This is a genomic window from Endozoicomonas sp. 2B-B (genome assembly GCF_053470045.1).
On the sequence record NZ_JBLZMU010000001.1, the window covers coordinates 437501 to 456618 of the forward strand.

General features: G+C 48.1%; 20 protein-coding genes and 2 rRNA genes (1 of these 22 cut by a window edge). 14 read left to right on the forward strand and 8 right to left on the reverse strand.

Translation table 11 applies throughout. The annotated features are described in order from the left end of the window. From ACOMHB_RS01775 to ylqF, 4 genes are all read left to right on the forward strand, one after another. Positions 1–2479: ribosomal RNA gene (locus ACOMHB_RS01775) — 23S ribosomal RNA — on the forward strand; it begins 614 nt to the left of the window's first position. Positions 2480–2689: 210 nt separating this feature from the next. Then, positions 2690–2805: ribosomal RNA gene (rrf, locus tag ACOMHB_RS01780) — 5S ribosomal RNA — on the forward strand. Between the two features lie 868 nt (positions 2806–3673). Beyond that, a complete protein-coding gene (locus ACOMHB_RS01785) occupies positions 3674–4600 on the forward strand; it encodes a 2-hydroxyacid dehydrogenase (protein WP_422473279.1) in 927 nt (308 codons plus the stop codon). 51 nt (positions 4601–4651) lie between these two features. Continuing rightward, a complete protein-coding gene (gene ylqF / locus ACOMHB_RS01790; RefSeq protein ID WP_448215246.1) occupies positions 4652–5515 on the forward strand; it encodes a ribosome biogenesis GTPase YlqF in 864 nt (287 codons plus the stop codon). A gap of 60 nt (positions 5516–5575) precedes the next feature. On the opposite strand, the gene ispG is transcribed toward ylqF, so the two are convergent. Further along, positions 5576–6811 carry a flavodoxin-dependent (E)-4-hydroxy-3-methylbut-2-enyl-diphosphate synthase gene (ispG, locus tag ACOMHB_RS01795; RefSeq protein ID WP_448215247.1) on the reverse strand — a complete coding sequence of 412 codons (1236 nt, stop codon included), beginning with the start codon at positions 6809–6811 and terminating at the stop codon, positions 5576–5578. Between the two features lie 233 nt (positions 6812–7044). On the opposite strand from ispG, the gene ACOMHB_RS01800 reads away from it, so the two are divergent. Further along, a complete protein-coding gene (locus ACOMHB_RS01800; RefSeq protein WP_422136286.1) occupies positions 7045–7224 on the forward strand; it encodes a type II toxin-antitoxin system RelB/DinJ family antitoxin in 180 nt (59 codons plus the stop codon). Between the two features lie 39 nt (positions 7225–7263). Continuing rightward, entirely contained in the window at positions 7264–7740 is a 477-nt protein-coding gene (locus ACOMHB_RS01805) for a DUF29 domain-containing protein (protein ID WP_448215248.1), read from the forward strand. On the opposite strand, the gene ACOMHB_RS01810 is transcribed toward ACOMHB_RS01805, so the two are convergent. Beyond that, positions 7737–8549 (reverse strand): hypothetical protein, encoded by an 813-nt coding sequence (locus ACOMHB_RS01810; protein ID WP_448215249.1) that lies wholly within the window; start codon positions 8547–8549, stop codon positions 7737–7739. The genes ACOMHB_RS01805 and ACOMHB_RS01810 overlap by 4 nt on opposite strands. Positions 8550–9388: 839 nt before the next feature. Between ACOMHB_RS01810 and ACOMHB_RS01815 the strand changes: the two genes are divergently transcribed. The 3 genes from ACOMHB_RS01815 (at position 9389) to ACOMHB_RS01825 (ending at position 11936) form a co-directional block, all read left to right on the forward strand. Then, positions 9389–10300 carry a proline iminopeptidase-family hydrolase gene (locus ACOMHB_RS01815; RefSeq protein WP_448215250.1) on the forward strand — a complete coding sequence of 304 codons (912 nt, stop codon included), beginning with the start codon at positions 9389–9391 and terminating at the stop codon, positions 10298–10300. A gap of 166 nt (positions 10301–10466) precedes the next feature. After that, positions 10467–11480: an autotransporter outer membrane beta-barrel domain-containing protein gene (locus tag ACOMHB_RS01820; RefSeq protein ID WP_448215251.1), complete on the forward strand. Its 1014-nt coding sequence runs from the start codon at positions 10467–10469 to the stop codon at positions 11478–11480. A gap of 141 nt (positions 11481–11621) precedes the next feature. Further along, a complete protein-coding gene (locus ACOMHB_RS01825; protein WP_448215252.1) occupies positions 11622–11936 on the forward strand; it encodes a Rieske (2Fe-2S) protein in 315 nt (104 codons plus the stop codon). Between the two features lie 2 nt (positions 11937–11938). Here the strand turns inward: ACOMHB_RS01825 and hslR are convergent, their stop codons facing one another. Together hslR and yrfG are read right to left on the reverse strand one after the other, a co-directional pair. Then, on the reverse strand, positions 11939–12361 hold the full coding sequence (hslR, locus tag ACOMHB_RS01830) for a ribosome-associated heat shock protein Hsp15 (RefSeq protein ID WP_448215253.1): 423 nt from the start codon (positions 12359–12361) through the stop codon (positions 11939–11941). A 42-nt stretch (positions 12362–12403) separates the two neighbouring features. Further along, positions 12404–13057, reverse strand: coding sequence for a GMP/IMP nucleotidase (gene yrfG / locus ACOMHB_RS01835; protein ID WP_448215254.1), 654 nt, complete (start codon positions 13055–13057; stop codon positions 12404–12406). 162 nt (positions 13058–13219) lie between these two features. Between yrfG and nudE the strand changes: the two genes are divergently transcribed. The 3 genes from nudE to ACOMHB_RS01850 all read left to right on the forward strand — a co-directional run bounded on the left by nudE (position 13220) and on the right by ACOMHB_RS01850 (position 16087). Beyond that, positions 13220–13792 carry an ADP compounds hydrolase NudE gene (gene nudE / locus ACOMHB_RS01840; protein ID WP_448215255.1) on the forward strand — a complete coding sequence of 191 codons (573 nt, stop codon included), beginning with the start codon at positions 13220–13222 and terminating at the stop codon, positions 13790–13792. Continuing rightward, entirely contained in the window at positions 13785–14633 is an 849-nt protein-coding gene (cysQ, locus tag ACOMHB_RS01845) for a 3'(2'),5'-bisphosphate nucleotidase CysQ (protein WP_448215256.1), read from the forward strand. Before nudE ends, cysQ begins: the two co-directional genes overlap by 8 nt. A 350-nt stretch (positions 14634–14983) precedes the next feature. Then, on the forward strand, positions 14984–16087 hold the full coding sequence (locus tag ACOMHB_RS01850) for a Fic family protein (protein WP_448215257.1): 1104 nt from the start codon (positions 14984–14986) through the stop codon (positions 16085–16087). A 189-nt stretch (positions 16088–16276) separates the two neighbouring features. Here ACOMHB_RS01850 and ACOMHB_RS01855 read toward each other — a convergent pair whose 3' ends face one another. Next, the gene (locus ACOMHB_RS01855) at positions 16277–16648 is read right to left on the reverse strand and encodes a NirD/YgiW/YdeI family stress tolerance protein (RefSeq protein ID WP_448215258.1); all 372 of its coding nucleotides are present in this window, start codon (positions 16646–16648) and stop codon (positions 16277–16279) included. Positions 16649–16753: 105 nt separating this feature from the next. Between ACOMHB_RS01855 and ACOMHB_RS01860 the strand changes: the two genes are divergently transcribed. After that, complete coding sequence (locus ACOMHB_RS01860; protein WP_448215259.1) at positions 16754–17251, forward strand: 2-thiouracil desulfurase family protein; 498 nt, start codon at positions 16754–16756, stop codon at positions 17249–17251. 167 nt (positions 17252–17418) lie between these two features. Here the strand turns inward: ACOMHB_RS01860 and ACOMHB_RS01865 are convergent, their stop codons facing one another. The 3 genes from ACOMHB_RS01865 to ACOMHB_RS01875 form a co-directional block, all read right to left on the reverse strand. Further along, positions 17419–17658 (reverse strand): AbrB/MazE/SpoVT family DNA-binding domain-containing protein, encoded by a 240-nt coding sequence (locus tag ACOMHB_RS01865; protein ID WP_448215260.1) that lies wholly within the window; start codon positions 17656–17658, stop codon positions 17419–17421. A gap of 213 nt (positions 17659–17871) precedes the next feature. Then, positions 17872–18183, reverse strand: a complete 312-nt coding sequence (locus ACOMHB_RS01870; RefSeq protein WP_317144083.1) for a CcdB family protein — start codon at positions 18181–18183, stop codon at positions 17872–17874. Continuing rightward, complete coding sequence (locus ACOMHB_RS01875; RefSeq protein WP_317144082.1) at positions 18184–18405, reverse strand: type II toxin-antitoxin system CcdA family antitoxin; 222 nt, start codon at positions 18403–18405, stop codon at positions 18184–18186. Between the two features lie 353 nt (positions 18406–18758). Between ACOMHB_RS01875 and ACOMHB_RS01880 the strand changes: the two genes are divergently transcribed. Continuing rightward, positions 18759–19070, forward strand: coding sequence for a hypothetical protein (locus ACOMHB_RS01880; protein ID WP_422136304.1), 312 nt, complete (start codon positions 18759–18761; stop codon positions 19068–19070). The last annotated feature ends 48 nt before the right edge of the window (positions 19071–19118 follow it).

Sequence of the window (19118 nt, forward strand, 5' to 3'; positions counted from 1 at the left end):
GGGCAGATTTGCAGAGGTGTTGAAATTGACGCTGAACAAAACTGACCACCGACAACTGACAACTGGCCACTGATGACTGCGTACCTTTTGTATAATGGGTCAGCGACTTATTTTCTGTGGCAAGGTTAACCGTATAGGGAAGCCGTAGCGAAAGCGAGTCTTAACAGGGCGTCCAGTCGCAGTGAATAGACCCGAAACCGGGCGATCTATCCATGAGCAGGTTGAAGATCAGGTAACACTGATTGGAGGACCGAACCCACTGTCGTTGAAAAGCCAGGGGATGACTTGTGGATAGGAGTGAAAGGCTAATCAAGCCCGGAGATAGCTGGTTCTCCTCGAAAGCTATTTAGGTAGCGCCTCGTGTCTCACCATCGGGGGTAGAGCACTGTTTGGGCTAGGGGGCCATCCCGGCTTACCAACCCCATGCAAACTCCGAATACCGATGAGTGCAATCACGGGAGACACACGGCGGGTGCTAACGTCCGTCGTGGAAAGGGAAACAACCCAGACCGTCAGCTAAGGTCCCAAAGTAATAGTTAAGTGGGAAACGATGTGAGAAGGCCCAGACAGCCAGGAGGTTGGCTTAGAAGCAGCCACCCTTTAAAGAAAGCGTAATAGCTCACTGGTCGAGTCGGCTCGCGCGGAAGATGTAACGGGGCTCAAACTATTCACCGAAGCTACGGGGTTCAGTGGTCAGTTTTCAGTGGTCAGTTGTCAGTATGAGAAGACTGATGACCGACCACTGAAAACTGACCACTGCAACCGGTAGAGGAGCGTTCTGTAAGCCGTCGAAGGTCAACCGGAAGGTTGGCTGGAGGTATCAGAAGTGCGAATGCTGACATGAGTAACGATAAAGGGAGTGAGAGGCTCCCTCGCCGGAAGACCAAGGGTTCCTGCGCAACGCTAATCGGCGCAGGGTGAGTCGGCCCCTAAGGTGAGGTCGAAAGACGTAATCGATGGGAAACAGGTTAATATTCCTGTACCCCTTTTGACTGCGATGGAGTGACGGAGAAGGCTAGGCCGGCAGGGCGATGGTTGTCCCTGTTTAAGGTCGTAGGCTGTGGACTCAGGCAAATCCGGGTCCACAAAGCCGAGAACTGATGACGAGCCCACCAAGGTGGGGAAGTGGTTGATGCCAGGCTTCCAGGAAAACCTTCTAAGCACCAGGTCAAAAGGGACCGTACCCGAAACCGACACAGGTGGTCAGGTAGAGAATACCAAGGCGCTTGAGAGAACCTGGGTGAAGGAACTAGGCAAAATGGCACCGTAACTTCGGGAGAAGGTGCGCCGCTGCCGGTGACCGGACTTGCTCCGTAAGCTGGCGGTGGTCGAAGATACCAGGTGGCTGCGACTGTTTATTAAAAACACAGCACTGTGCTAACACGTAAGTGGACGTATACGGTGTGACGCCTGCCCGGTGCCGGAAGGTTAATTGATGCTGTTATCGCAAGAGAAGCGGTTGATCGAAGCCCCGGTAAACGGCGGCCGTAACTATAACGGTCCTAAGGTAGCGAAATTCCTTGTCGGGTAAGTTCCGACCTGCACGAATGGCGTAACGATGGCCACGCTGTCTCCACCCAGGACTCAGTGAAATTGAAATCGCTGTTAAGATGCAGTGTATCCGCGGCTAGACGGAAAGACCCCGTGAACCTTTACTACAGCTTCACAGTGGATCTTGATGTTGCTTGTGTAGGATAGGTGGGAGGCTTTGAAGTGTGGACGCCAGTCTGCATGGAGCCAACCTTGAAATACCACCCTGGCAATATTGAGGTTCTAACCCAGGTCCTTTAGCAGGATCGGGGACATTGTGTGGTGGGTAGTTTGACTGGGGCGGTCTCCTCCCAAAGAGTAACGGAGGAGCACGAAGGTTGGCTAAGCACGGTCGGACATCGTGCGGTTAGTGTAATGGTACAAGCCAGCTTGACTGCGAGAGGAACATCTCGAGCAGGTACGAAAGTAGGTCATAGTGATCCGGTGGTTCTGAATGGAAGGGCCATCGCTCAACGGATAAAAGGTACTCCGGGGATAACAGGCTGATACCGCCCAAGAGTTCACATCGACGGCGGTGTTTGGCACCTCGATGTCGGCTCATCACATCCTGGGGCTGAAGCCGGTCCCAAGGGTATGGCTGTTCGCCATTTAAAGTGGTACGCGAGCTGGGTTTAGAACGTCGTGAGACAGTTCGGTCCCTATCTGCCGTGGACGTTGGAAGTTTGAGGAGAGCTGCTCCTAGTACGAGAGGACCGGAGTGGACGAACCACTGGTGTTCGGGTTGTGTCGCCAGACGCATTGCCCGGTAGCTAAGTTCGGACGGGATAACCGCTGAAAGCATCTAAGCGGGAAGCCCCCTTCAAGATGAGACTTCCCTGGCCTTAAGGCCCATAAGAGACGTTGAAGACTACGACGTTGATAGGCGGGGTGTGTAAGCGTTGTGAGGCGTTGAGCTAACCCGTACTAATGACTCGAGAGGCTTGACCATATAACGCCAAAGCGATTTGCGCAGCGAAGCTGCCAGCAAAAGCTGGAAGCCTGAAGCTGGAAGCCGTACACAGTGAAAGAGAGTGTTGAGCAAGAATAGACGACACAGCTTAAAAGAGATTTGGATTCCAGAGCCTTAGTTTTCGAGAAACAGCTTCAAGCCTCCAGCTTAAAGCTTCCAGCTCGAGAGCCAACGGCTCGACCAGTTTTGCCTGGTGACCATAGAGTGTTGGAACCACCCGATCCCATCCCGAACTCGGAAGTGAAACGACACATCGCCGATGGTAGTGTGGGGCTTCCCCATGTGAGAGTAGGTCATCGCCAGGCATTGAATAAAGCAGAACCCCGGTTGAGAGATTGACCGGGGTTTTTGTTTTGTGGGCAAAGGAATGTGGCAGAACAGAAGTGAAACGAAACATGCCTGGGCGGCCCCACCTGGGCGGCCCCACCTGGGCGGCCCCCACCGATGGTGAGGCTGTCGCAAAACTCTGGTTCCCATGCTCCAGCGTGAGAACCCATACCCATCTCGCGCTGCAGAGTCCGCTTTTCAGGGGAGGTATGCATTCCCACGCAGAGCGTGGGAACGAGTTGTTAGAGTTTTGCGACAGCCTCTGGTAGTGTGGGGCTTCCACATGTGAGAGTTGATTATCGCCAGGCATTGAATAAAGCAAAACCCCAGTTGAGAGATCAGCTGGGGTTTTTGTATTTTGGTAACCGAACTCGCAATTGACAGGATCATCCAGAACGACTTTGTAGAGTTGCAGCATTCTATCAAGAATTTATTAATGCTCGAATCTGCAAATTGTTATTTCTTTTGGTTAGAAGGTGCAAGACAGACTCTGTCTCCGTAATAGTCATCGTTGAAATTGCAATCGTTTTGCTTTTTGGATTGCTTAACTGAAACATCGAAACTATCTTGTTTATTTTCTAACTGTTTGGATACATTCATGGAATTGTCCTCTTGTTGTATAAAATAAAAGTTAGAGGCAAGCAGATGAAATTGGAAATTGGCAATGACTATCACAATGATAGAAAAGCTGTATTCAAATTATTGCAGTGCAGGACATTAACTGTTCTTAATCAATATCTGTTAATAAGGCCGCATTATCCATCCCAGTGGTCAGGCTTTTTCTGGTCGCGACTCAGGGCGTTATTTTTAATTATTAGTTCATGATCTACCAAGGAGTTAAGGTTGATGAAAATCATTGTGTATAACAAGAAAAATAGTGAACTTTGGACTTCAGCCGTCAGGAACGCTTTTCCTGATGCAGACGTACGTCATTGGGTTGAAGAAGCGTGTCACGACTGGCTGGCGGATTATGCAGTGATCTGGCAACCTCCGGCCGAATTCTTTCAACAACAGACCCAATTAAAAGCAGTATTTAACCAAGGTGTCGGTGTTGATGGACTGGTAAATCTTGAGAGCCTTCCTGCTGATCTTCCAGTCTTCAAGTTAAGAGGAGTCGGCATGGAGGAATACATGTCGGATTATGTGATATATGGTCTGCTGCATTTCTATCGAGATTTTGATTATTACAGGCAGCAACAGCCAGATAGTCATTGGCAGCCCCATAAAATAAGCAAAAAGTCAGAATGGACGGTAGGCATTCTCGGTCTTGGTGTTATTGGTAAAGCAGTGGCAAAGGCAGTCAGCGATTCAGGATTCCCGGTCATTGGCTGGAGTCGAACTGAAAAGCAGGTCGACGGTGTTAATGCTGTATCAGGCGATGCAGGATTGGACTACCTTCTGAAACACTCCAGAGTGCTGGTCAATCTCTTGCCCTCAACACCTTCTACCCAAAAGTTGTTGAATCAGAAGGCTTTGGAAAAGCTGCCTGAAGACAGTGTTCTTATTAATGGAGGACGGGGCGATGTTATCGAGATAGAGGCTTTGCAAAATCTTCTGGAAACAGGCCGCATGAGGGGCGCCGTGCTGGATGTGTTTGAAGTTGAGCCACTGGACAACAAGCATCCCCTTTGGCAGAACAGACGGGTTATTGTTACGCCTCATGTTGCAGCTCCTACTCCGATTGAGCGGGCGATGGAACAGATTGTTGCAGACGTAGCGCTTATTGAGCAGGGAGAAATGCCGCCAGCAATAGATAAAAGCCTGGGTTACTAGATTGCTCCGGAGCATATAGAATACCGGCCTTCAGTATACAAAGGTGTTGTTATGGCAATTAACTGGTTTCCCGGGCATATGCACAAGGCTCGAAAGGAGATCAAGAAAGTGGTTCCGGAAGTCGATCTGATCATCGAAGTTCTGGATGCCCGTATTCCTTTTAGTAGCGGAAACCCTCTGGTGCCTTCCCTGCGTGGTAAAACGCCCTACATTAAGGTCTTGAACAAGAGTGATCTGGCTGATCCTGCTGTCACTGAGCGGTGGATCAGGGAGATGGAAAAAGAAGAAGGGGTTAAGGCCATTGCCCTGACCCAAAGTCAGCCGGAAAAAGTGCGCGGTGTTCTGAGGCTGGCCGAGAGCATGGTAGAACGCAAACTCGACATCAAAGGCATGAGAGCCATGATCCTGGGGATTCCCAATGTCGGCAAATCCACCATGATCAACACGCTTGCCAACCGTATTATTGCCGAAACCGGAAATGTCCCCGCAGTGACCAAACAGCAGCAGCGCATCAAGTTGCCCAATGGCATGATGCTTTTGGATACGCCCGGATTCCTCTGGCCCAAGCTGGAGCCGGAAGCCTGTGGATATCGACTGGCCATTTCCGGAGCGATTAAAGATGCGGTTCTGGAATACGAAGACATCGCCCTGTTTGCCGCTGAATATTTTCTGAAAGCATACCCGGAAGCTCTCAGGCAGCGTTTTCAGATCAATGAGTTGCCTTCCAGTGATATCGAACTGATGGATGTGATTGCTGCCCGCAGAAACTGCATGAGAAGAGGCGGTATAGCTGATCTTCATAAGGTCTCTGAGATTCTCCTGAATGAATTCCGCAGCGGTGGCCTGGGACGGATCAGTCTGGAAACACCGGAGATGGTTGATCAGGAAAAACCTGAGCCAAAAGAAGCAGAGTAATCAAGTACCGGAGCATAAAAAAGCCCGCTGAGCGGGCTTCTAAGGAATTTGATTGAGCGATTACTGGGTGGCAATTAGTGATTCCCTGGGTGAGTAAGTTTTGTGGACGTACTCTTCAATCATTTCCTTGTACTCTTCAGTGATATTGTCACCCTTGAGCGTAGTTACTTTTTGACCGTCGATAAACACAGGTGCCGAAGGTGCTTCACCGGTTCCGGGCAGACTGATGCCGATGTTGGCATGTTTACTCTCACCGGGACCGTTAACAACACAACCCATAACCGCTACTTTCATTTCTTCCACACCCACAAATTTGTGACGCCAGGTCACCATTTTGGTACGCAGAAAGGCGTCGACTTCATCCGTCAGAACCCTGAAGAAAGTACTGGTGGTTCGACCGCAGCCGGGGCAGGCGGTCACCTCAGGAGAAAAGCTACGGACATCCAGTGCCTGTAATATCTGTTGGGAAACAATCACCTCTCGATCACGGCTGCCATTGGGCTCTGGAGTCAGGGAGGTACGAATGGTGTTGCCAATGCCCTGCTGAAGCAATACGCCCATGGCAACACTGGACGAAACAATCCCCTTGCTGCCCATACCCGCTTCGGTCAGACCCAGGTGGAGTGCATATTCACAACGCTCTGAGAGCATTTCGTAGACACTGATCAGGTCCTGTACCCGGGAGACCTTGCAGGAGATAACAATTTTGTTGGCCCCCAGCCCTCTTGCTACGGCTGCATCGGCACTGGTCAACGCAGAGAGTACCAGAGCTTCGTGCAGAACTTCCTGAGAGGATTTAGGGTTTTCAGAACGTGCGTTTTCATCCATTAAACGAGTCGACAGCTCTTTATCCAGACTGCCCCAGTTCACCCCGATACGAATCGGTTTGTCGTACTTTATGGCTACGTCAATCATGGCGTTGAAGCGATCGTCTTTCTTGTTGCCAAAGCCAACATTGCCCGGATTAATGCGATATTTGTGCAGCAGGCGGGCGGTATCATCGTACTTGGTCAGCAAAATATGACCATTGTAGTGAAAGTCGCCGACAATAGGGACGTTATAGCCCTGCTGGTTCAGCTTCTCATAGATGGCCGGAACTGCAGCAGCCGCTTCTTCGGTATTGACCGTCACCCGGACAATCTCAGAGCCAGCGTCCGCCAGAAGCTTTATTTGCTCAACCGTACGCTCGACATCAGCAGTATCCGTATCCGTCATGGATTGGACGACCACAGGCGCATCGCCACCGATGGTAATGTGTCCAACCTGAACAGCGTGGGTTTTATGGCGTCGGCCCATTAAATTGATTCCTCCGGAATAGGTTATCGAGTTGCTTCGACAAAAAAACTGGCAAGTGCCCTAGGTGAGGTAAAAGTGCTCACAACGAATGTGCAGGCAGCCAAACAATCTAGATAGTTTAACACTTATCGGGAAAAGCGTAGCAGGAACAACGCATCCGTTGGTCGTCTGTTTCATGTACCATACAGGAAATCATGAATTCCAGTCAGAAATATGTCACGGGAGATACCACTATGGCTAAAGAAACCACCGTCAGAGCGCGTATCGACGAAGCGTTAAAGGAAGAAGCGGAACAAGTGCTGCGTAAACTGGGACTAACGACCTCCCAGGCTATTAATCTCTATTTCAGCCAGATTGCCCTGAGAAAGGGGCTGCCGTTTGATGTGGTGATTCCTGACAAAAAGAAAACGTAAACTATACTCTCGGGCCTAAGCCGGATTGGAGACAATCTCATGAAAAACCTATATGAGAGTGATTTTTATCGCTGGGTTGAGCAGCAGAAAGAGTATCTGACCAATCGTCAATTTGACCAGCTTGATGTAGATAACCTGATTGGGGAAATCCATGATATGAGCAGTGAGTTGGATACCCTGGAATCTCGTTTGACGACACTCCTGCTCCACTTACTGAAATATGATTATCAGATTCGAGTTTTGAATCCTGTAATGCCTGAGCCTTATAACTGTAGAGACTGGAAAGGAACGATTGATAGAACAAGGCTAGCGATTAATAAGCTTATAAAGAGACGGCCTCATCTTCAGAGTGAGGTGAAAAGCCTTTTCGATGAAGCTTATGTTGATGGCAAGGTCTTGGCTATCAAAGCAATGAATGACTACGTTCAGCCTCATCAGCAGCTTGATGAACACAGCTTTCCTGAGATTTGTCCATGGACGTTTGATCAGATTATGGAAGAAGACTGGCTGCCCTAAGCCGTTGATTCATTAAAGGCCATCGGCAACTTTGCCAGGGATTTTCCAGAAGGGATTTTCCAGACACCCACCTTAAGGATTGTGGTCTGACCGTTTCTGCTTTCGCCTGATGGTGTAATATGCCAGTCCCATTCATGCACAGGTTTACAGGGCCAAAGGGGCGGCGCAACGGTCGTGGTAACCTCAATGCCACCGTCTTTATTCTCATGACGCTCATGATCAGAAATTAAGAGAACGTTGAAGGCCATCGCCTTTAAGGTCATGATGTGGGCTTTCTGGATAGCCGTCATCATGCGTATTTCCGCGTCGCCTTCCGGTGGGCTGTTGGAGAATGATAACGGAATCTGTGAAAGCATATTCACACTAATTGCCAGGCTGAAACCCTTGAGCGGCAGCGGTGCAGAAGTGGGCAGGCTAATCTTCTTGCTGCTGAAGTTGCTACAAAGTTCCTCGAGAAGGCCGGTGACATCCCTTAGTTCAAATTTAATATTTGGATACTGTTTCAGCTTGGCAGCAAGCTGCGGCGGCTTTACGGCGTCGAACAAAAGGGCACCGGTCGGATGATCGTTGAGTGCTTGCAGCGGAAGATCGAGACCCAGTCCTGAGCCCAGAATCAGAATGGGTTCAGCAGGATCAGCTTCCTTTATGGCGGCATTAATGGCAGCGCGGGTTTGCTCCAAATGGGGTTGCCAGGCTTTTTTGTTACGTTGGTACTTCCCTGCAATCGCAGCAACCTCTTGCACAAGTCCTGCCTGTCGTGCGCCTTTTACTGCCCTTGAGAAGGCCCATGTGAACGCCTCGATAATCATTTGAATATTTTTCCGGGGTTCATGATTCCATCCGGGTCTGGGGGCTGTCGGATTTAATGCTTTCTTACTGCGGTAATGGGTTTGCCATGGCCTATGTCTGTTCGCCGGTGCAGACAGAACTCGTCACTCAAGTGTCTCGGAACTCTGAAAAAAAGGCCAGCCTTTTTCGAGTCAGCAAAAGAGATGACCTTGCTCAAGAAGGGTGCACAATCTGTTATACACTTTTTATGCACAGGTTTTTTCCCGTGAGCTTAAAGAAAGCGACAAAAAAACATCACATAAATAAAGGCCTCTGGACGACTATGGAATTTGTCTATTTAAACTGATCGCTGCTGACAACTGTATTTATCCACAGCTTCCATAGAGAGTTTTCCACAGAACCCCGTTGAGTCTCCCTCTTGTCAGACTCTTTCTGCCTATTGGGAACTTTAACGGGAAAAGCGACTGAGCCGTTTCTCTTTCAGATACTCTGCTGAGTTGGTTTGGGACCGACCCCCTGTGAGTCATTTAGCAAAGTAATACGATGGCTGCTGTAAGGGATTGTGATCTACAGGTTGTCTCCCGATGAAACACTTATTCCTGATAGCAATATATTGCCTCCAGCAGGCCCAAAAGTTTTCTGGCAGGCTGTGGATGCACTGGTTCGGTTTGAGCAAGCCAGCAAGGTGAGAACCAGGATCAGGGCATGAGTCTTCAATAAAATCGACAAACCGTTGAAAGATAAATAATTTAGCTAAACGATGGCTCGGAAATAATAGTAGGTAAATGAGTGCATTGCCTCTTTTTCCACAGAAACTGCCTACACTGAATCCGTTGCGAAGTCTAAACAGTGTACTGGCATGATGACCAAACAAGAGAAGCACAACGCACCGGGAGTTCAGTGGGTGACACTGGATAACGGTTATCGGGTCTGGACTCAGCGGGTGGGCTCTGGGCCATTAAGGTTACTGACACTGCACGGTGGGCCGGGGTGTTCCCATGAGTACCTGGAATGTCTGGAAGATTTTCTTGCTCCTCAAGGAGTGGAGGTCATTTTTTATGATCAACTGGGTTCATGGTGCTCAGATCAGCCTGAAGATGGATCACTTTGGCAATTGGAACGATTCATTGATGAGATTGAACAGGTTCGGACGGCGTTGGGCCTGGAGGATTTTTACCTCTTTGGCCACGGCTGTGGTGGCTTGTGGGCAATTGAATATGCACTTAGGTACCAAAAATATCTGAAAGGACTGATTCTCGGCAGCATCACCGGCAGTATTCATTCCTATATGGCTCATACCAAGCACCTTCGGGAGCAGTTGCCACCGGAAGTGGTCGATCAAATACAACCATTCGAAGCAGCGAACGATCTGGACAATAAAGAGCACCCTTCTCTTTTGATGGAACATCTCTATCGCAAGTACATTTGCAGATTGCCGAGCTGGCCTGAAGCCCTGAACAGGGCCTTTGATCACAGGAATCTGAGTGTTTACAACACTATGCAGGGTAATAATGAGTTTGTTTTTACCGGCAATCTGCTGGGCTGGGATCGTTGGAATGATCTGGCCGGGATCCGTGTTGCAACACTGCTACTGGCTGGACGCTACGACACTTCGGCGCCGGACGATCAGAAGCAGATGGCTTCCATTCTGCCTCACAGCAGGCTGGTGCTCTGTGATAACGGCAGTCATTGCTCTATGTGGGATGATCCGGAAAATTACCGGCAAGCGCTCGTGGATTTTTTGAAAGATGTAGAAAGCGGAAGAATATAACTGCTGCATGGAATGGGCTTCAGTGATTCTTACTAAGACATTGTCTGAATGATCCGATGACAATAGCAGATATCAGAAAAAGTCCGGAGGTTGACCGAGAACAGGCAACCTCCTGCCTACATTAATGGCTTGAATCAGCACTGAGAACAGGGAAGGCACAAGGATTGTGAAAATTTCGCGCAATTATTTTTTACCCGTTGCGGCTTTAGCCACGGTAGTGGCTTCTGCCCAGGCTAATGAAATTCAACCGGAGGCTTCGGCCGCAGTTCAAAAAACAGGGCTGACTCTGACCAATAACGTTCACAATATCATTTTCAGTCGTAATCAAGGCATTCGTCGTGGTTTTAGTTATGGCGACCAGTTTGTCGATGGTGCAGCCTGGGGTCAGCTTCTTTATACCGAGGGTGAACAGGAGGTTGTTGCTCAGGAAATGGGCTTCAAGAATCAGGTGGGAGGCATGACGCTGGGAGTGGACGGTGAGCTGGAAGGTAATATCAGATTCGGGTTTGCCATGACCTTATCCAAAGCCTCTATTGATATGGATGATGGCGCCAGTACCCGTCAACAAAGTTATCTGACCTCGCTCTATGGCAGCTGGAATTACCGAAGACTGTCCATGAATGCCATGGCATCTGTGGGAAGTGGTTCCAACGACAGTAAAAAAACAGTTAATGGCCAAAGAGTGAAAGGCGACTTCAAGGCTGACCAGTGGGGCCTCAGAGTCACTGGTAGCACCGCCTGGCAGCTGGGTAGCTGGAGTCTGGTGCCTCGGGCTTTGTTCAGTTATGGTCAGCTTCGGATCCAGGATTATTCTGAAAAGGGAAACTCCGGGCTCGAGCGAAAAATTGAAAATGATGACTACCTCACAGCTGAGCTGGGTGCTGGATTCAAGTTTAACGGAGCCATTTGGGGACGTCAGACCGTCTTTAAACCTGAGCTGACACTGATGGGCTTTTACGACTTTATTTCATCCGGAAGCGAAGTCAAAGCGACCTACCTGGCTGACGGCTCAACTCTCAAAGTGACTGGGCAGGACAGGGACCCCTATCGTCTCACTGCAGGTCTTGCTTTTGCCGTCAAAAGTGGTCATCACTGGACACTCAGAGCAGGATATGACCATAACTGGAGTCAGCACTACACCACCGACAGTTTTTCAGCCAGAGTGCGCTATGAGTTTTAAATCAGCTCGATTATTATGGGTCGATACTGCTCTTTCAGGCTTCGTATCTCCCTTGATGATGCGCAGTGAGCGCCATTGTCGGCTCATGGCTGTTTGAAGAATCTATTTTCTGAGCAGCCATCAAACTCAGGAACTGGAAACTTGTTGGAACTCTGCGCTGTTGATGATCTTGAAAACCCGGGAAGTAAAGGTTTCGAAACCGAAAAAGGCTCTATTTTCGTTGTCCGTCGAGATGAAGAGGTCTTCGTCTACGAAAACAGTTGCCCACACCTCGGTATTAATCTGGAATGGCAGCAAGACCGCTTTCTGGACAGAGAAAAGCGACTGATCCAGTGCGCTACTCATGGGGCTCTGTTTCTCATTGAGTCAGGAGAGTGTGTGGCAGGCCCATGCCTTGGTGACAAACTGACCCTGGTTCTCTCAAAGGTGGAAAAAGGTATTGTTTATCTGATCTGACATTAATCGGCCAGGTTGGATTTCTGCCTGAGAATATCCCTTCTCTGTTTTTTATCCGGACGGCGATCCGGTCGGGGAGCCATGGCACCGCGCATTGCCTTGCGTTGTTCTGCTGCCACCTCACGAGACTGGATGCTGGCTGCAGTCTCTTCGTAGAGTTGTTGTGCCAACTCGGCTTTCTGACGTTTGTCAGAGAGTTCCCGAACAATCACTACTCTTTCATCCCAGCCGGTACGCAGTTTCAGCTGGTCACCTACTTTGGGCTCTTTACCGGGTTTGCAGCGCTGGCCATTCAGGTGCACCTTGCCACCTTCAATGGCTTCTTTGGCGATATTTCGGGTCTTGTAAAAGCGGGCAGCCCAGAGCCACTTGTCCAGGCGTACTTTGTCCGACTGTTTGTTGTGAACACTACTTTGCTTGGCCATTCATTACTCTCAAAAGTCATTAAACTGGTTTTCAAAGCCTAATCAAAGATGAATAAGCTCGTGAAAATCTTCAACAACCTGATATTCACCAGTATCTTTAGCACCCTGTTTGCTGTCTGGGTAACGGATAGCCAGTAAATGGGCGATGCCATAGGTTTTGGCAGAATCCAGGACCGGCAGGCTGTCATCAATAAACAGGGCTCGTTCCTTGTCCGTTCCTATATCGGCTTCAAGGTTGTGCCAGAATGCCTGGGTTTCCTTGGGGTAGCCGTAATCATGGGAGCTGATCAATCTGTCAAAGTAGTGGGCCATGGAGAGTCTTTCCAACTTCAGCGACAGGCTGTCCCGATGAGCATTGGTGATCATGATCACTTTCTTGCCCCGGTCGCGGATATTTTGCAGGAAACGGTCGGCACCGGGTCTAAAGCTGATCAAATGAACCAGCTCCTGCTTCAGAGCGATGATATCCAGGTCCAGCTCTCTGGCCCAGTAATCCAGGCAGTACCATTCCAACTTGCCGTAAGTCTGGGCTACCCTCGGATGCAACTCTTCTTTCGACTGCTGCAGAGTAATGCTGTGTTTTTCGGCATATTTCTGAGGCACATATTCCATCCAGAAGTAGTTATCAAAATGGAGATCCAACAGTGTGCCATCCATATCGAGGAGAACCGTATCTATGGTATTCCAGTTAATCATAATCACCTCGATATTCTTCTGTTGTCATAATGGCGTATCCAGACCCTGAACGGCAATCTTGCTGTATTATTGGCGCAAGGCTAAGTGAATTAAGTGTCCATCGACGTATGTAAGCAATGGCTTAGACACATATAATAACGGCTGAACAAGAGGCAGGGAATCATGTCAGAAAAACCGGTCATCAAAGCATGTCGTGAAATTGCACGCACTCGTCTGTTCAGAGTAGAAGAACTGGATCTCAAATTCTCCAATGGTGTTGAAAGAACCTATGAACGATTGGGTTCTTTTGGAACAGGGCATCAGGCGGTCATGGTGGTGCCGCTGCTGGATAATCATCGTTTTCTGATGATCCGCGAGTATGCCGGTGGTACCGAAGACTATCAGTTGACTCTGCCCAAGGGGTTGGTTGAGCCGGAAGAAAGTCTGCAACAAGGCGGTAACCGCGAGCTAAAGGAAGAAGTCGGTTATGGAGCCCGGCAATGGAAGTACCTGAGTTCATTTACCCAGTCACCCAACTACATGAAAAGCAGAATACACTCAATGGTGGCCTGGGATCTTTATGAAGAAAAGCTCGAAGGGGATGAGCCAGAGCCCCTGGAAGTGGTTGAGTGGTCCTTTGACCGCTTGCTGGAACTGAACGAAAGGCCGGACTTTTCCGAAGCAAGGGCGTTGGCTGCCCTGTTTCTGGTCAGAGAGAAAATTCAGGCCGGATGGCTGGAGAATCCTGATGTTTGACAACAAGCTGATTGAGTCCGTAAAGCAGATTGCCCGAGAGGCCGGAGAGGCCATCCTGACCCTTTACCATCAGCAAGATCTGGGTGTTCAGCATAAATCTGACAAAACGCCGGTTACTGTGGCAGATCTCAAAGCCAACGAAGTGATTGAGCGGGGCCTGAAGGCTCTGGACGTTCAATACCCGATTTTATCAGAAGAGTCGGAGCATACCGCTTTTACCGAACGCTGCCAGTGGGAACGCTATTGGCTGGTGGACCCCCTGGATGGCACCCAGGAGTTTATCAATGGAAATGGCCAGTTCACTGTGAATATCGCCTTGATGGAAAAGTCAGAAGATGGTCGAAGCTACCCGGTATTGGGTGTGGTTCACGTCCCTGATGAGAATACTATTTATTGGGGTGGCAGTGACCTGGGGGCTTTCAAGCAAACTGAGGACCAGCCTGCGGTCAGTATTACTCCAAGAAGTTTTCAGCCAGGAAAGGAAACTGTGGCACTGGGCAGTCGCAGTTATGGCACCGAAAGAGCTGCTGTATTTATTGAAAAACTCAGAGCGCTCTATCCCAATCTGGAGGTAAGGCCTGTCGGCAGTGCCCTCAAGAGTTGCCATGTCGCAGAAGGGCTGGCAGACGTCTACCCAAGGCTGGGGCCGACATCCGAGTGGGATACCGCAGCAGCTCAGGCGATACTGGAAGGTGCCGGAGGCTTACTGCTGGACCCTCACGGCAAGCGGTTTTCCTACAACTTCAAAGAGAGTCTGTTGAATTCCGATTTTCTGGTGGTGGGAGATCGAACTCAGGACTGGTCGAAGATCTGGAATGCACGGTTATTAATTGGTCTTTAGGAGTCTGAATAAGCCAAACCTCCCTGCCAGAGCAATATTCCCAGGAGGAGCGTGCTACTGGAAGGCAGGTTTGGATAATGTAATGGAAGCCCCGTCTGGAAACTGCGTGGACTTTGCTGGTTGACGCTCTTAATCTGTTAGGAAAGATAAAGTGGCCGAGTGATTTGTATTTTTTGTATTAAAAATCAATTAATTTAATACAAAATCTGATTTGTGTATCAGGTTCAGTACGCTACCGTTATTGTGTATTAAATATTGCAATTTTTAATAAAAAATTTTGTGTTGGATACGACGGACACAAAAGGATTTATATATTAAATATTCTTTTTTTTAATACATAAGGTTTTGGCATGACCCCGTATATACCTGATACGCTTCCCCTTCAAGGTCTTGATTTCAGCCGTCTCATCACGCTGGTTGGTGAAGCTAATGCGGCACTCGCTGAATACAGTGGTTTGCTGCAGGGAATCATTAATCCTGCGGTCATGCTATCGCCCCTGATGAATCAGGAAGCGGTGTTATCATCGAGGATTGAAGGGACCCAGGCCACGGTTGAAGAGGTGCTTGAGCATGAAGCAGGTGCTCAATTTGACGAGAGAAAAAATACAGACATTCAGGAAATACTGAACTATCGAACAGCATTGATGCTGGCTCAGGAGTACCTGGCTGAAGGGCGAACTATCTCTTTAAACCTCTTGCTACAGTTACATCAGCTACTACTGGACAGTGTAAGAGGGCAAGGCAAAGCACCGGGTGCTTTTCGAAAGGATCAGAATTGGATTGGTCGAGCTGGATGTACCCTGGAGACCGCAACCTTTGTTCCCCCGGACCCCATAAAGCTGATGGATCATCTTGAAGCCTGGAATCATTATCTGGGCGAGAGTGATTTTGATGTATTGGCTCAGACCGCCATTGTTCATGCTCAATTTGAACTGATACACCCATTCAAGGATGGCAATGGTCGTATTGGTCGTTTGGTTATACCGCTGTTTTTATTCAGTAAACAGAGACTCTCCAGTCCTATGTTTTATCTTTCAGGTTATCTGGAAGCACACCGGGATGAATATTACGAACGGCTGAAGAGGATTTACCAGGAAGGCGACTGGACAGGATGGATTGAATTTTTTCTCAAAGCCATACTGATTCAGGCTAAAGAGAACGTTCAGAAAGTAAAAACGATCATGTCGTTATATGAGAAGACTAAAGTCAGTGTTCAACAAACGACAGGCTCAAAGTTCACTATGCAACTGGTAGATACACTCTTTGACAGACCTATCTTTCAAGTGAACGATTTTGCTAAACGGTCTGGTATCAGTAAGCCTACTCTGCACGGTCTTTTGCGCCAGTTGCATGTGCCGGATGGTCCCATTGTGACGCTCAGGGAAGGATCTGGCCGCCGACCTGCAATTTATGCATTCCCGGAACTGCTCCATATCTGTGAGGGTAAAAACTAAATACTGCCATAAAAAACTAAATTTACCCGGAAAAAATGCCTGAAAAATAAATATTGGTCATGCTGTGTCTATCCAAAATATAACGCTGGAGGGCGTCGGAGATTTACTGCTCAACTCCGACTTCCTGGTGGTCGGTGACCGCACTCAGAAATGGTCGGTGATCTGGAACACATGGGGGCGGATTAGCCTTCAGAACACATAAAGAATCTTGTCAGCTTCCACCACAACGGGCTTGCTTGGGTCTTTCGTGATCTCACCTTTGATAATGGTAGGGGAGCCGAAGAGCAGACCCTTTTTGGGTATGTCGTCATTCTTGATATGAATCTGTATTTCTCCGGTTTTATCCCGAAACAGGTAAATCGAACATTTTAGCTTCTTGATGATTTGGCCGGAAAGTCTCACCAGTTCCTCATCATCGCCGCTCTCAACCACCTGATCGATGCTCTGCTTTTTATAATGATGAGCTTCTGCGGTAGCGGACGGTGATGGCAGAGGCAAGTCGTTTTCTGAAAAGGCGGGCAAGGACAACAGGCAGAGGCCGCTGAAAATGAGTCCTTTCATAAGAATTATCCTTTGGCTGTCTATTGTTTAGGATAGCTCAGCTGGATAGCTATTTTCGTCTGATATAAACTTCTTTTTTTATCGTATAACTTGAGTTTATTTACTGTGCAAAAAATACTGGTGAGTGCCTGTCTTCTAGGTGCTCCGGTTCGTTATAACGGAAAGGCCAAAACAGCGGATCACTGTTTGTTGAAAATGTGGCAAGAAGAGGGTCGTATTATTTCTGTCTGTCCTGAGCTGGAGGGTGGTTTACCAGTACCCAGACTGCCGGCTGAAATAGTAAAAGGTTTGGCTGACTGTGTTATAGATGGCTCTGCCGAAGTAGAAACGGAATGTGGCCAGAATGTCACCAAGCCATTTCTGGCAGGAGCGAAAAAGGCTTATGAGGTGTGTCAAAGGTACGGCATCAAGGTTGCGATTTTGACTGAGGGCAGTCCTTCTTGTGGCAGCACCAATGTCTATGATGGTTCATTCTCGGGTCGCAAGATTTCAGGTCAGGGCATTACTTCAGCTCTTCTGGAAAGGCATGGCATCAGAGTTTTCAATCAGTTCCAGTGCGAGGAAGTACACCAATATGTGAATATACTTGAAAAAGCGACTTGACTGTTACTGGATAAAAGCTTTTTCCCTTCATAAATATTGAACTGCCAGTTGTTGGTCATGATGACCTTTTATTATCCCCGGATTCTGATAATTGAATTTCATAGTGAGGTGCTTTTGTATCAAGCACATCTATGACCATGCACGAATCTACACTGACTGCAGACATATCAGAGATCCGACCGGCTATCATCTATAAGCTGATTGAATTCTTCCCGGCTCATATCCATCGAATATTCATTGTGTAAATCACGAATATCCACTTTCTGGCTTTTGGCCGGTGTGAGAATGATTTCTCCATGATCATTGAGATCAACGCTTATTTCAGTTTTTTGATTAATACCCTGCTTGGCTCGAATATCTGCGGGAATGGTAACCTGACCATGCTGATTAGTTCGTACGATCCTCACAATTTTGTACCTATTTAGAATCTATTGAAATGTATTAGATCACTTTTACAGTGTGTGACAGTCTTTGAAAGTCGATGTCTCTGATTTGAAAGCGGACATTGTGGAAATCAAAGACACCTTAAAGATCATCCTGTCCAGATTACCCAGAAACTAATACTCTACGTAATAATAAAATGCAGTGGATTGTCCGTCGTCAACCAGTGATTTTAAAGGTCAGCCGATGCCTGTGAACAGGCGGTCTATGGCAGAAATAATATTACTACGCTGTTCCTGCATACTGGCCACTTTTTTGCCGATGAAGTGATTGGGAATAGCTGCCAGCTGCGGAATAACCAGCATCCATTCTTCATCGTCCACAACAGTTTGGGGGCATACCTGCAATGCTTTTTTGTAACGGTTACTGCGGCTTAGAGGGGCAACAACCGATTGGTCGTCGAACTGAATTAAACTCGACTGAAGCACTACAATGTAAGGGTACTTGTCTGCATTATCGGCGGTGTTCAAACACACATCGAACTGTGACATTTAGAAAGTCCTCATGCCATCACTGAACAAACCATCTTCTTTAATGACTTGTTCAATTTCTTCCATAGCTTCCTTATAGAGCTTCTTCAAACGCTCTTCTTCCAGACTCTTGACTTCTGCCATTACGCCTTGCTCCGCTGCGGATGATATATTGATTTTCAACTCACGAGCCTGCTCCAACAGCTCGTCATCAATGGTCACTGTGGTTTTACTTTTGCTCATACTAATACCTACTTATTCAGTGTTTTGGTTAGTATAGCAGGTATATATCAGAACTGTTTCCCCATACTTCCCAACCGCTTCAGCAGACAGCTTACTCATTTGCCGGTTCAGCCGGTCAATCTTTTGCCGTTTCACCTTAGCACTCATAATGCGGTTGTCCATGACCTTGCGTTCAGCACGAGAGGATGTTTCTTTTCCGGACGAAACCAGGTGTTGGGTGGGTTGAGTTCATGAATAGTCTGAAATGTTAGCAATACTATCCTCCATGTTAGTTTTTTTCTGGAACATTTAAGAGGACATGTCATCTGACTCTATATGTTGTATTGATGAACCCTTCAAACTCGGAGATAACTATGGCACCAATCGAGATCAAATCGACTCAACCGACTCAACAGAGTCAACCGGCTTCACAACAAACGGTAAGACACATATACCGACTTGAAAGCAAAAAACCGCAATGTTACATGGCAGCCTTTGGCTTCACTGTTGGTGCCTTTTTGGGGCGCCCTTGTGATGGTTGCATTCTTGGCTTAATAGCTGGCTGTCTTTTCAAACACTCCTTAACATCCTTCAACATTTATGAACGAGATGTTGAGGTGCAAAATATCGAAGCGAAAGATATTGAAGTGAAAGTTATTGGCGCGGATAAGATTGCCAGAGATTGAGACTGTAGAGAACTTTTGCATGAAGTTCAGCGAGTTATATGCCAGTTT